The sequence below is a fragment of the Pseudoalteromonas lipolytica genome, assembly GCF_001306915.1.
GTDB classification, from domain to species: Bacteria; Pseudomonadota; Gammaproteobacteria; order Enterobacterales; family Alteromonadaceae; genus Pseudoalteromonas; species Pseudoalteromonas simplex.
In genome coordinates this window covers 130,105-142,742 of sequence record NZ_LJTC01000006.1, presented here as the reverse complement: position 1 = coordinate 142,742, position 12,638 = coordinate 130,105, and the positions used below count along the sequence as shown (strand labels likewise).

Genomic DNA, 12,638 nt, shown 5'->3' with positions numbered 1-12,638 from the left:
GTTTACTCACAACATTGATTTTAGAGCTTCTTTAATTAGAACCTCGGTCGTCATATCTGGTTTGTTCACTGTTTTAACCGCTTTTTGTGCTTGCGGTAGCTTATAGCCTAATGCCACAAGTGCTGATACAGCATCATCAGCAGCATTATTTGCTACTAGGGTATCATCACTTGATGGCTCAATGACGGCATTATCGCTAAATGGTGTAAATAAGTCATTACCCCAATTTTTAAGCCTGTCTTTCATTTCGAGCACTAAACGCTCAGCCGTTTTTTTACCAACGCCCGGTAGTTTAACCAGTGTGGTCGCATCTTCATTATTAACACAACTAACAAATTGCTGCGCCGACATACCCGATAAAATAGCTAGACCAAGCTTTGGCCCTACACCATTGGCTTTTAAAAGCTCTCTAAATAAAGCGCGTTCGGTTTTGTTGTTAAAGCCAAATAATAGCTGGGCATCTTCACGTACCACAAAATGGGTATAAATAATCGCTTGCTCACCCACTGCCGGTAAATCATAAAAGCAAGTCATGGGCATTTGTACTTCGTAGCCTACACCACTTACTTCGATAAGAATTTCTGGTGGCTGCTTTTCAACAAGTAAGCCATTTAATCGACCAATCATATTACTTCCTTAATCGTCCTCTTACGGTTTTGCTCGCACTGCCCGCAAGTTTTATTAAATTTTGTTCTGAGTGTGCATGACAAATAGCAATTGCTAAAGCATCTGCGGCATCGGCTTGAGGGGTACCTGGCAGCTTTAAAATGTTTTTAACCATATGCTGTACTTGAGACTTATCGGCTCCGCCATTACCTACAACGGCCTGCTTAATTTGCCGAGCTGAATATTCATAAACTGGCAGCTCTGCCATTGAAGCACCAACGATAGCAGCGCCACGTGCTTGACCGAGTTTAAGCGCTGAGTCTGGGTTGTGTGCCATAAACACTTTTTCGATAGCAAAACTGTCTGGGGAGAATTGCTCTACCAATTGACTGATCCCTTGGTAAATCATTTTTAAGCGTATCGGAAAATCGTGATCGGCCAATTTAATGCAGCCACTGCCTAAATAAGTGAACTTAGCACCTTGGTGAGCAATCACGCCGTACCCTGTTAATCGTGAACCAGGATCAATCCCTAAAATAATCGCCAACTAACTGAACCGTCTATTATCATTATTATCTGCGGTTAATAATGCCAGAGCACTGTATAAATTACCAGTAGCCAATTGCAATTCATAAAAAATGCCCGCAATTGCGAGCATTTTATAGTCAACCTTTAATTAAGACATTTACGCGAGCGAGCGTAATAAGCCTTGGGTATTTTTTCTCATTGTGCGCGCTATCATCAAATAACCTAAACATGCCACAAATAAGCCCCCGACTGCTGGGCCAATAACCCAAATATGAGGGTGGAACTTACCTGCTAAATCGAACATTTGTTTTTGCACTATTAACAGAGCGATGTCACTGACAATGGCAGCGACTAAACCTGCAGTAACGCCTAATAATAAAAACTCATATAAGGTGGCATTTTTAATTAAGCGCCCTTTCGCACCTAAAGTTCGCAAAATAACAATCTCTTGCATTCGCTCACCCAAACTTGCTTGTACTTGTGAAATAAGTACTAAAGCGCCACAGGCAACCACAATCGCTAGTACAAAGCCAATCGCTAACGATACTTGCTCTATGGTTGAGCGAATTTGTTTAATGAAGCTTTCAACATCTATCACGTTAACCGTTGGGTATTGACGCATTAGCTCATTAAACTCACGTTTTTTCTCTGCTTTTACATTCACTGAAGAAATATAAGTAGCCGGGAAACTCGCTAGCACATCAGGGCTTAAAATAATAAAGAAGTTAGGTTTAAGCGTGGTCCAATTAACCTTACGTACACTGGTAATTTTTGCGTCAAACGACTGCGCGCCAATTAAGAAAGTAAGCGTATCGCCTATTTTTACATCAAGGCGCTCAAGCATCGACTCTTCGACCGATGCCTCGGCTACTGAGTCTTCACTAAACCATGTACCGTCGATAAGCTCGTTTTGATTTGGTAAGTCTTTACGCCAAGTTAGGTTTAACTCACGGCCAATACCAGAGCGGGCTTCTTCGTCTTTCTTTTCGTTGTCTTCTTGCGATACTTCGCGGGCAACCAACTCACCATTTACGGCATTTACACGGCCACGAACAACCGGATAGAAATCAGACGTTGGCATATCGTTTTGCGCTAAGAAGCTAGTAATAGGCTCTAACTCTTGCTCAGTAATGTTCACTAAAAATGAATTAGGGGCATTTTCAGGAAGCTGCGACTGCCAATCCGAAATCATGTCGTTCTTAAGTACAATTAAAAACAGTAATAGCTTGATAGCCAAAGCAAAGCTAATTAATTGTACCGCATTCACATTGGCACGCTTTTGAATTGACGCAATCGCCAATGACCAACTGTTGCCCGGGCTTAAACCAAGTTTGCGGCCACCACCAAAAATAACCTTTGATAAACCAAATAACACCGCAATTAAAAATGCCGTCGAAAGGAATAAAATTGCACTAATTTTGAGGTTGTTACTAAATAACCACATCAGTAAAAACACAGTAAGCGCCGACATAGTAAGGTGCACTTTACTTACTAATAAACGGTCGCCTAAGTTACGGCGAAGCACACGGAGCGGCGGAATATCAAATAAATCGAGTAGCGGTTTAATTGAAAACATAACCGCACAAATCACACCCGTGCTAATCGCAATGATCCAAGGTTTTGCCGATGCACTTGGCAGTGCTGAACCCATGGTTTGTGCTAAATAATCAGTGGCAATCGCTTGTAAACCATAACCAATCAGTAAACCGACTATCACCGACATTGAACATACAAGGCTCAAATGTAATAAATAGATTTTACGGATCATAGCGCGGCTACCGCCAAGCGTTTTCATCATAGCAACTGGGTCGTACTGACGCTCACAATAACGTTTTGCCGATACCGCAATAGCAACGGCAGCTAAAATAATCCCAAGTAAACCAGCTAGCAATAAATAGCTTTCGGCACGATTTAAACTATTAGAAATAGGTGACTGGCGATCTTTAACACCATACCAACGCTGGTTTTCTTTCATTTGTGGTTTTAACCAAGCATAAAAGGTATCTAAGTTGTCTTTGTCGCCAGCATAAAGTTGGCGGTAAAACACCCGGCTGCCCGGCTGAATTACCTCGGTTACAGCAATGTCTGCTTCATTGATCAAGATCCGCTGGCTGCTCGAAAACACATTAAACGGCGCATCTGGCTCTTCAGCTACAACATGACTAGCCGTAAACGTAGCTGCGCCAAGCTCTACTTTATCGCCCACTTTAATATTCAGCGCATAAAACACCGATTCACTTAACCATACTTCACCACGGCTTGGGATCTCGGTTGTTACTTCTGGTTGGCCAGTCAGGCTGGTTTTTACTTTTAACTCACCTTTTAACGGATAAGTGTTTGATACCGCTTTAACCGAGCCAAGCTGCATTTCGTCACCGGCAAATAACATGGTATCGAAGTAGGTTATTTTTGCGGTGCGTAAGTTTTCTTGGTTGGCTTGTTCTAAAAACTCAGCAGGTAAAGTATGGTTACTTGCTAAAACGCGATCAGCGGCAATAAAGGCACTGCTTTTTTCTTCAATACTTTGACCAATTCGGTCGGTAACCATAGACAGTGTTAAAACAGTGAGAACAGCTAAGGCTATTGCTGCACTGATCACTGTTAATTCGCCACGCTTAAACTCACGTGAAAACAGTTTTAGTGCTAATTTAGCCCACATTCGCTTGCACTCCTTCGTTTTCTTTAACAGTTACTAGCTGCCCTGCTTCAATATGTAAAATTTGCTGGCACTTTTGTGCAAGCTGCTCATCATGGGTTACTAAAATAAGTGTCGTGCCGTGCTCTTTATTTAGTTCAAATAATAAAGACTCAATTAATTTACCGTTTTTGCTATCAAGGTTTGCTGATGGTTCATCGGCAAATAAGATTTTCGGTGTGCCTATAAATGCACGAGCAATTGCTACACGTTGCTGCTCACCACCAGATAATTGCGATGGGTAATGACCCACACGATGGCTTAAGCCTACTTTTTCAAGTAGCTCTAGGGCTTGTTGTTTAGCGTCTTTGCTTCCTGCAAGTTCAGCGGGAAGCATTACGTTTTCAAGGGCTGTTAAGCTTTGTACAAGCATAAAAGACTGAAATACAAAACCTACTTTTTCAGCGCGAAGTGCTGCGCGTGCTTCTTCATCTAATTCGTGTAATGCGGCTCCATCTAAATGGATACTACCACCGGTAGATTGGTCAAGGCCGGCCAATAAACTCAATAAAGTAGACTTACCCGAACCTGAGGTGCCTACTACAGCAACTGAGTCACCCGACTTGACATTAAAGCTGATGTCACTGAGGATGGTCAGGTCGCCCTCAACCGTGGTGACCGTTTTAGAAAGTCCTTTAACTTGAATGATGTTTAATTGAGAAAGCGCTGACATATGATGCATCCAATCCTACGTTTTATATTCGTTTTACTGTTAGTAATCAAACCACTTACGGCAGCAGCTGACAACACAATTTTAATTCTAGGTGACAGTTTAAGCGCCGCTTACGGACTTAAACAAGAGCAAGGCTGGGTTAAATTGTTACAAGATAAGTACGATGAAAAAGACCAATCTGTATACCTAGTAAACGCCAGTATTAGCGGTGAAACCACAGGCGGTGCCCTAAGACGACTCGACGCGTTACTGAGCGAATTTGAACCCACTCATGTACTCATTGAGCTTGGAGGAAACGATGGTTTACGAGGTTTCCCTATTAAACGCCTGCAAGCTAACTTACGTGATTTAATTGCAAAAAGCCAAAAAATTGGGGCGAAAACCGCCGTAATGGAAGTACAAATTCCACCAAACTATGGCCCGCGTTATACCAAACTTTTCACCGATAGCTTTAAAACCATTGCCGATGAAACAGATTCTGAGCTCATGCCCTTTTTCATGCTGAGCATTGCAGGCCGTCCAGAACTTATGCAAAACGATAACCTGCACCCTAATGCCGATGCTCAACCATTAATACGCGACTTTATGTACAAAACGATCAACGATTGGCTAGATTAACCTCTAGCCCATTGATTTAATACCGATTGCCTGAACAATTAACAGGCAATCGAACTGCAGAGATATTGATTTTTATAAAAAAAGCCGTACTATGGCTTGCAACGTCGGCATATAGCGCAGCTTGGTAGCGCACTGTCATGGGGTGTCAGGGGTCGCAGGTTCAAATCCTGCTATGCCGACCATCTTTTCCCCTTTTATATCAAACAGATATACATAATCACTTTTATATTAGAAACTGCTGATTTGTAAAAGTTTTGTATTAGTTTTGCATTAGCAATTGTGAAATTTCCCTTTTCTAGCACGTAAATCAAATAACTTTTTCTAATGATAACTTAAAACCCAAACAGGGCTTTTAGAGCACTCTTATTCATTAAAAAAGCCAGCAGAGCTGGCTTTAAGTCATAACGAGTCAAAAAACGCGTTAACTGATTTATCAAACAAATGATAAAAATAAAGAAATTGTCCAGTGTTGAGAATATGCGATTGCACCAATTGCTTGAACTGTTTCAATAAGCAGAAATTACAACTGAAAAACACGTTCGTAGCTGGGCGCATCTCCTCAGGTATTGCTTGCATAAAAGAGTCGCTAACAACTATAAACTCTTGCTGAGCTACATAATTTCTTACGTAATAAATGTAATCATTATTTTGCTCATATAAAGCAATATATTCTTCATCATTAGCAACTGCAGGACGCTTCTGAAATAGTTCCACAACGTTTGAGTTAGTCATATTCATCTCCAAAAAGTTTGTCTTCGAAAATAAATACGAGCTACTTATGCAAAATTTGCATGGTTTGCCGCTTCTTATTTGTAATTTTAATTACACGGAGTAAACGAAATGCAAAATGACAAATTTAATGCTGCTGTAGCGGCCGATTTTTTAGAGAAAGTTAGTCAGTGCCTTTATCAAGAGTATGACGCTATTTATGACTTAAACTTTACAGAAGATAATTTTGATATAGAGAAGCTGTTATTTCACAGCTTTTCGAGTAGCTACAAAATTAGTTTTAGCTATGAACAGTTACCTCTTCTAAGGTCACTATTATTACTGCTTTGTAGCAACACTAACTTATTAATGAGTAATGACGCTGGTGATAGTGAAGGCTTTGTTGATGAACGTCAGTTGGAATTTGACTTCGATAACTCGCATTAATTCGCTTGCAGTGAACATGTTTATCTTTAAGTACATACAGGAGATAAACATGAGTCAAACAAAACTTCAAATTGTCAGAAAGTACACAAGAGAGTCTAAGTCACCTTTTCAAGACGCATCGACGAGCCTTTGGCTTGCAAATGTCACTAACGAAGACAGGCTTGAGTTAGACTTTTCACAATACATATACGTACATCGTGATGATGTTGGAAAAGTCGTCGGGGTCAGTGTTAGTAAGTCAATTGCTCGAGAGCATAGTCTTGAAAGCCAGTATCTTGAAGGGAACGGTATGTATCGCATACTCATCTTTTACATCGATCAAATCAAAGATTTCTGCGAGCACTGGGCTGATGAATTTGAACAGTTCTTTTTACTGCCGCCTGATTTGTTCTTCGAATTAGCGCAGTGGCATTGGAACACAATCATTGAAAATGATGGTTAATTGAAGCGACTCGCAAGAGTCGCTTTTTCTTGAACATATTAATATCAGATAACGTTATGCCCTTACTTGCTATGATACTATTCGTTGGCATTCACTTTTTTATTATCTAGATATACCCAAATAGCGCCGCCAATCATCATTGATAGGGGGACCAGAAAAGTTAAGTATTCAATCTGAAAGTTCATAGTACTTCTCCTATTCAAAGCGAGAAAAAAATATATCTCGCTACTTTTGCTAGTAATTAACTATAACACATCGCAATCACAGCATGATTTCACTATACAGCCATAGAGCATTACCAATGCCATCTCTATTATTCAATGACATGCTAGCTCAAGCAGAGAATAGCGACGCTAACAAAATAACTAACCAAAAAATCACATCAATAAACTGGTAATAGACACACTTATTTTGCTTGTTTATTTCTTACTTAATAATGCGAGACATACTGAAATAAGCAGGACGCTCAATCATCACTTAGCAAATGTCGTTACCACCGCACCCTGGCGGAGGACCTAGATTTGGCTTCTTTAGGAAGTCAGCTCGCATATATAAGCGGTTTGCGATAAGAGTTAACTGTAGGGAGAGTTAGCTGTGTGAGTTGCACGAATGCGTTGCAGCAAACTCAGATGAATGACAGAGCAATAAAAGAGAGAAGCAGGCAGCATGTGCCTGCTTTTCTCCCTAGATTTCTCACCTATCAAACTTATGTATTTGCACAGTACATAAAACAGGAGGAACTGTGTGAAGACATTAAACTTAAAATTCGTTCTAGATTTAGTTCGAGTTATCGTGAATGTAATTTATATATTTGTGGTTATTGCAGTTGGGTTTTGGGTCGTGGATTATTTTTCAATCTACAAAGCTGCATCAGGTTACTCATTCTCGGGTATCGATGGATACGCAAGACTTATTATCGCATTCATATTTGCAGAAATTTTAGGCTATGTAGAATTGAGCTTAAGAGAAAAATACCTGTAATACTCAGCGCCCAAATGGGCGCTTTTCTTATAATTTTTAGCCAAGTAGCTGTGCCGCTATGTCTAACTTATTTTTGTACAATAGTAAGCTAGAGTAGATAGCTTTTCACTATTAATTCTACTAAAGCTAACCAACAATAGGTGAGCGAGCAAAAACGGTTATAGATTTAACTGCTCTAGACAAAGCCACATATAAATTTTGGCTATTCATATCATCAGCATTTTGAATTAAAACATGATCTGATTCTAAGCCCTTCAGCAACAGTGTACTTCCTATTGCTCTATTGGGAACTCTGTTTTCACCATTATGCCTTCTCGATTCACGAACTACTTCTGCCGATTGAATAAAAGTATAGGCAGGGTTAGAAACTTTTAGTTGCAACACTTCTTTGACAGCACTGAAAGCTGATGTTCGAAAGACTCTGGTATTTTCCGACTCTTCTAGCGCAAGGACTAATGAATTAGCTACTTCAGGGCAGAACGAATCAAGCATTTGGATATACGCTAATTCGATGGCAGAGGCTGGAGTTCGATTTCGACCATTAGTGATTGATTCTGCTCTTTGTTTTAATTTTGCCTTCTCTGTACCTGACATCATTGTTGTAATAACAGTCAAAAACTGTTCTAAACTAGTTTCTCCTTTGAAATTATCCAAAATATTTGCCAAGAAGATTACATCCTTCAAATCAACAGTTTCAACAACATCAACACCATTAACTGAGCTAGCGAAGCTATGGCGAGACTCAGCTCGATATGGATTTCCAATAATCAAAAGAGAGTCATTATTGTTCTTTCTAATTTCATACTGTGAATCGACCTGCTGCTGTTGATCTGCTCGGTGGTCACCTGTTAGCGGTTTCCAATATATATAATTTGGACAGGTAGTTAGATCTATTTTGTTTCCTTTTGCTAGTTGGTTACGACTTTCCAATAACCAACTTCCTAAGTGGCTAGTACCAGCATTTGCCCACCGCCAAGGCGTGTTTAACTCACAGATAAGTGGAAAGTTGACTAAAACTTCAGTTTCCCAATAGGGAAGCTTCACTCCTCTAAAGTTAAATATCCTTTGCATTGGATCGCCAAACACTGTTGTTGGCAATATGTTCGACAAAGTACAAATAATATTGTGCTGATCAAAATCACAATCTTGATACTCGTCAACTAATAGCCTTGAGTATGTAGAAATAATGATTTCATTGACTGAACCAGAGGCTAAGTAACTTACAACCGATTTTCTTAGCTCAGGATAGAACTTTCCAGGTACATCGACACTAGATTGAATCGGGCAAGAATTATTGAAGGAATTAGCAAACTTAATGCACCAACCATCAATTGTAGTAATAACACAATTTTTAGTAGGAATTTTAAGTTTTGTTAGCCGCTTTTTTAGCGCTGCTACACCTGCGGTGGTGTGAGTAAGAACCAGATATGGTGCAGGGAGAGCTTGCCCTAAAATCTCTGTTAAAAGGTGAGTTTTGCCACAACCCGCTGGCGCTATTACCGCTCCATTACCGCTATTGAGTACAGTTTTTATCATATACTAGCCTTTCGGGTTAAGAACATTTTGAAAGAGTTGATTTATTGGTGTAGTAAATTGGGCTGAAAAATTGCTGTAGTTTGGACCAATAATATTTAGAGATATGTATTCTGCTGGTTCTATATCTTTAAACCAGCCCTTCTTCTTTGCGGCATTCCCTAAAATTACTCTTAAATCAGGAGTGTCAGTAACTAATGCAGTCTGCAAGTTATAACTATTTTGAGACAAGTCAGAAATGTGCTGATTTATTGATTGCTCACCTTTCAGTAAAACAGCATAATTCAGTAATAGAGGAATACACGTTGATGGACAACAAGAGAACAACGCATTTTCAGTAGCGAAGTTATTGCCCCATGAAAAAATTCCTATTCCATTATTTATACATGTTTGAATATGTTGTTGATGTTCACCATCCTTGTCCGAATCTTTTAGTATCACGGTGTGATATCCTAGTTTTTTGAACACTAGAGCCCTAGTAAACATTGAGTCACCACCACCATCAGTACAAAAGACACCTTGCGCTTGAATGCTATCTCTACCTAACGATTGGCTATATAAGTCAATACCTTTAACTAAGCCGATTTCAGTTTTTCCTTCACACACAATAACAACTTTACTAAAGAAAGCTTCCGCACAAACCCTAAGCGTTGACTGATCTTCATAGCTGTTCGTTAAACTGTAAATAATATGCGAATACGATAGATTCGGTGGAGGCAATGGAGCTTGCAGTTTTCTGACTACAAATAATTGCTGTGCTTGTAACTCTCTCAGAACATATGGAGAATGAGTTGTAATGAATACTTGTTGCTGGGGTTCTGCATCTTTTGAGCCTAATTCATTCAACAGTCTTGTTATTCTGAACGGTTCAAGACCATATTCAGCTTCGTCAATAATCAATATATTCGAGCTACTAGATTCTTTCTGAAGACCACTAATCAACAATCTGGATGAGCCTGTGCCTAATTGCTTAAGTGGAGTGTTATTGTCTCCATGTAAACTGATAGCACCATTTGAAAAAGAAATACTCCCTACATCTAATTGAGCTTCTAATTGCTCAACGGAAACTCCCAACTTATTTGCGATTGTCTTAACTTTAGTAAGTATTTCATCAATACCATCTATTTTCTGCTCACTAAACGAGTCACGAGTAGCTCTACCTAGTCGAGTCAAGGTATCTGAAACGTCTATGCTATCTTCTGAAAGCTTATTCAGTACAGATCTATTGCTCCAACCTAAGTGGTGAGAAGATATTGTGCCAAGACGAGCTGGAGATATTAGTTCTCTGTGCTTCCAAGGAAGTCTCCTTTCAATATCTTCTGCAAGTGCTCTATCAGAATATAAAAGCCAATCAGGATTCAGATCTTTGTCTACTACTAACCTAATTGTTATAACCGTTTCACAACCATTAGCTGGCTCATCATGTAGTAATTTATTTTGTAAGTCGAATGCTCTTAGAAATTTCCCATACTTTTCGTAATTTAGTAAATCTGGAGCTAGTAGTCCTATGGTGACAAATATTTCGATAGGAGTATCTGTGTTTAATCCATTAAAATCAGCATCAGAAAACGAATAAGAGCGTCTAGCGCCTAAGGCTAAATCTATAGCCTCCAGAATTGTCGATTTTCCAGAATCACCAGCTCCAATCAAACAATTCAATCCGGGGGTTGGTTTCCAAATCAAATGCTTAACCACTCGAAAGTTTCTTATTTCAACATGCCTGATTTGAGACATAACTATTCCTTGTAATGATGCAATTAGAGGTAAATGGAATTAGTCAAATAATAGAAAGTTATCACATAAATCAGTATGCCAACTTCAATTGAAAAACGCACTCCATTTATAATTGAGTTGAGCAAAACTAATTTTAGGGCAGAAACGAGCTTGAAAAAATACTATTAGTAACACTACATTGGAGTGATTATTGAAATCTAATAAAACTTATCATTAACCAAGTTTATAAACTTTGTTCTGACAATTATTTGTTCTATCAGTACCTCAGCCTCTCTCTCCGTCAACAATGGCAGCTTTGTTTTCTTGTCATAACGTGTTGGCATTTCATCGAGTAGCTGCTTGTAGAAGCGTTGCGTGTCTTGCTGTATTTTTGTTGAAGCTACGATGAGAAACACTTTGTCATATAACTTCTGCTCACCAAATAGTGCGCTTTTAAATTTTAAAATGCTTTGTTCATGCTGTTGTTTTCGCTTGAATGAGTGCTCTATTTCAACTGCAGCGACTTCGTTATTGTTCAGTAACACTAGCGCATCAACGTTTTTTACATTATTTGATGGAAAGAGGCGTTTGAACTCTAATTCAGTCAAATAGGCTTTCCATAGCGGATTAGGTGTACCGTCTGTATTACTATTTTGAATACCAAGCGCAAGAACAAAGCTTAAAATGCTGTCATGCATAATGGAGTTTTGATTCACCTGGCGTATTGGCTCTGATGTTGAGCGAAAAGGGAAATCGATTTGTGTTAACTCACGCGCATACTGTGCCCCTGCGTATGATAATACATAGACGCGACCATCTGCCGCACGAATTGTTTTAGCTGCTTGAAGTAACCCCATACATACGAGTTTGTTTAAAAACTCTAACGTCTTCGCTCTGTTCGTTTGCCATACCTCTGCACACACAATCGCTGATATAAACCCAAACCGCATTGCATGTTTAATTGTCCACTCTAGTTTTGCCTGGCCTTGTTGTCGTCGGTTTTTATATTTTTTGTAATGCATATCGATGTCAAAGTAGGGCTGGTATACATTACTGTTGGTAATACCAGAAGTATATTTATCTATCGTCATTTTTATCTCCATTGTGATTTGTTTACTTGGAGATATGAAGGTTTGAGTGATACGAATTTTGCTAACTTAGCGATGATTTATCGGTTTTTCATTAGGAGAAGCATTCGCTTCACTGCACCTAATGAAAATACTTATAGATAAACTAAATATGAAGTTTCACTTCATTAATCACAAAGTTTCACTTTGAGATTAAACGCTTACAACCCACGCCAGCTCTCATGTTGACATTCGTCAACGAGCTGGCTCTACGAAGCGTTCGCTTCTAGGGTTGACGCTTAGCGCATGTCCGGCTTGCGCCGCACTAACCCCCCTTTTGCCATGCCAGGCTGCGCATTTATAAATCATGTTGCTTGTAACGCTGGCAGTCGTTCGTGTCCTCACTTTTAGGTTTACTGTTTCATTGCTTCGCTATTACACAGTAAATTTTTGCTCCACAAAAACAAAAGCGGGGTTAGTCCGCCACAGTCGGACATGCGCTGCTGCGCTCGAAAATTGGCTTCGCAATTATTCTTACTACGCGATTTATTGAGTTGTTTCACAACTGCTTTTATTGCAGTCAAAGCGGTTGCTTTGATGCGAGATGACGCTTCGCTTTGTAATTCA

12 protein-coding genes and 1 tRNA gene are annotated in these 12,638 nt (G+C 39.5%); 5 read left to right on the top strand and 8 right to left on the bottom strand.

Annotated features, from left to right (window positions below):
• Positions 1 to 6 precede the first annotated feature (6 nt).
• From ruvA to AOG27_RS10650, 4 genes are all read right to left on the bottom strand, one after another.
• The gene (gene ruvA / locus AOG27_RS10665; protein ID WP_054553010.1) at positions 7 to 627 is read right to left on the bottom strand and encodes a Holliday junction branch migration protein RuvA; all 621 of its coding nucleotides are present in this window, start codon (positions 625 to 627) and stop codon (positions 7 to 9) included.
• A gap of 1 nt (position 628) precedes the next feature.
• Entirely contained in the window at positions 629 to 1,153 is a 525-nt protein-coding gene (gene ruvC / locus AOG27_RS10660) for a crossover junction endodeoxyribonuclease RuvC (RefSeq protein ID WP_054553009.1), read from the bottom strand.
• 138 nt (positions 1,154 to 1,291) lie between these two features.
• Entirely contained in the window at positions 1,292 to 3,793 is a 2,502-nt protein-coding gene (locus AOG27_RS10655) for an ABC transporter permease (RefSeq protein WP_054553008.1), read from the bottom strand.
• Positions 3,783 to 4,502 (bottom strand): ABC transporter ATP-binding protein, encoded by a 720-nt coding sequence (locus AOG27_RS10650; RefSeq protein ID WP_054553007.1) that lies wholly within the window; start codon positions 4,500 to 4,502, stop codon positions 3,783 to 3,785. The genes AOG27_RS10655 and AOG27_RS10650 overlap by 11 nt, the downstream gene beginning before the upstream one ends.
• On the opposite strand from AOG27_RS10650, the gene AOG27_RS10645 reads away from it, so the two are divergent.
• Both AOG27_RS10645 and AOG27_RS10640 read left to right on the top strand, forming a co-directional pair.
• Positions 4,503 to 5,120, top strand: a complete 618-nt coding sequence (locus AOG27_RS10645; RefSeq protein ID WP_054553006.1) for an arylesterase — start codon at positions 4,503 to 4,505, stop codon at positions 5,118 to 5,120.
• A 105-nt stretch (positions 5,121 to 5,225) separates the two neighbouring features.
• Positions 5,226 to 5,302, top strand: a tRNA-Pro gene (locus AOG27_RS10640).
• Positions 5,303 to 5,519: 217 nt separating this feature from the next.
• Here AOG27_RS10640 and AOG27_RS10635 read toward each other — a convergent pair.
• Positions 5,520 to 5,852 (bottom strand): hypothetical protein, encoded by a 333-nt coding sequence (locus tag AOG27_RS10635; protein WP_054553005.1) that lies wholly within the window; start codon positions 5,850 to 5,852, stop codon positions 5,520 to 5,522.
• Positions 5,853 to 5,960: 108 nt separating this feature from the next.
• Here AOG27_RS10635 and AOG27_RS10630 point away from each other — a divergent pair, with 108 nt between their 5' ends.
• From AOG27_RS10630 to AOG27_RS10620, 3 genes are all read left to right on the top strand, one after another.
• Positions 5,961 to 6,275: a hypothetical protein gene (locus tag AOG27_RS10630; protein WP_054553004.1), complete on the top strand. Its 315-nt coding sequence runs from the start codon at positions 5,961 to 5,963 to the stop codon at positions 6,273 to 6,275.
• A 49-nt stretch (positions 6,276 to 6,324) separates the two neighbouring features.
• A complete protein-coding gene (locus AOG27_RS10625; RefSeq protein WP_054553003.1) occupies positions 6,325 to 6,717 on the top strand; it encodes a hypothetical protein in 393 nt (130 codons plus the stop codon).
• A gap of 744 nt (positions 6,718 to 7,461) precedes the next feature.
• Positions 7,462 to 7,698, top strand: a complete 237-nt coding sequence (locus AOG27_RS10620; RefSeq protein WP_054553002.1) for a hypothetical protein — start codon at positions 7,462 to 7,464, stop codon at positions 7,696 to 7,698.
• 126 nt (positions 7,699 to 7,824) lie between these two features.
• On the opposite strand, the gene AOG27_RS10615 is transcribed toward AOG27_RS10620, so the two are convergent.
• The 3 genes from AOG27_RS10615 to AOG27_RS10605 form a co-directional block, all read right to left on the bottom strand.
• Entirely contained in the window at positions 7,825 to 9,234 is a 1,410-nt protein-coding gene (locus AOG27_RS10615; RefSeq protein ID WP_054553001.1) for a UvrD-helicase domain-containing protein, read from the bottom strand.
• Between the two features lie 3 nt (positions 9,235 to 9,237).
• Complete coding sequence (locus tag AOG27_RS10610) at positions 9,238 to 10,965, bottom strand: ATP-dependent nuclease (protein WP_054553000.1); 1,728 nt, start codon at positions 10,963 to 10,965, stop codon at positions 9,238 to 9,240.
• Positions 10,966 to 11,162: 197 nt separating this feature from the next.
• Positions 11,163 to 12,035: a hypothetical protein gene (locus AOG27_RS10605; RefSeq protein WP_054552999.1), complete on the bottom strand. Its 873-nt coding sequence runs from the start codon at positions 12,033 to 12,035 to the stop codon at positions 11,163 to 11,165.
• Positions 12,036 to 12,638: the final 603 nt, after the last annotated feature.

Excerpts from the sequence above, each read along its gene's own strand:
- AOG27_RS10610 (WP_054553000.1), bottom strand. The coding sequence starts at position 10,965 with ATGTCTCAAATCAGGCATGTTGAAATAAGAAACTTTCGAGTGGTTAAG.
- AOG27_RS10635 (WP_054553005.1), bottom strand. The coding sequence starts at position 5,852 with ATGACTAACTCAAACGTTGTGGAACTATTTCAGAAGCGTCCTGCAGTT.
- AOG27_RS10630 (WP_054553004.1), top strand. The coding sequence starts at position 5,961 with ATGCAAAATGACAAATTTAATGCTGCTGTAGCGGCCGATTTTTTAGAG.
- AOG27_RS10655 (WP_054553008.1), bottom strand. The coding sequence starts at position 3,793 with ATGTGGGCTAAATTAGCACTAAAACTGTTTTCACGTGAGTTTAAGCGT.
- AOG27_RS10645 (WP_054553006.1), top strand. The coding sequence starts at position 4,503 with ATGATGCATCCAATCCTACGTTTTATATTCGTTTTACTGTTAGTAATC.
- AOG27_RS10615 (WP_054553001.1), bottom strand. The coding sequence starts at position 9,234 with ATGATAAAAACTGTACTCAATAGCGGTAATGGAGCGGTAATAGCGCCA.
- AOG27_RS10650 (WP_054553007.1), bottom strand. The coding sequence starts at position 4,502 with ATGTCAGCGCTTTCTCAATTAAACATCATTCAAGTTAAAGGACTTTCT.
- AOG27_RS10605 (WP_054552999.1), bottom strand. The coding sequence starts at position 12,035 with ATGACGATAGATAAATATACTTCTGGTATTACCAACAGTAATGTATAC.
- AOG27_RS10625 (WP_054553003.1), top strand. The coding sequence starts at position 6,325 with ATGAGTCAAACAAAACTTCAAATTGTCAGAAAGTACACAAGAGAGTCT.
- ruvA (WP_054553010.1), bottom strand. The coding sequence starts at position 627 with ATGATTGGTCGATTAAATGGCTTACTTGTTGAAAAGCAGCCACCAGAA.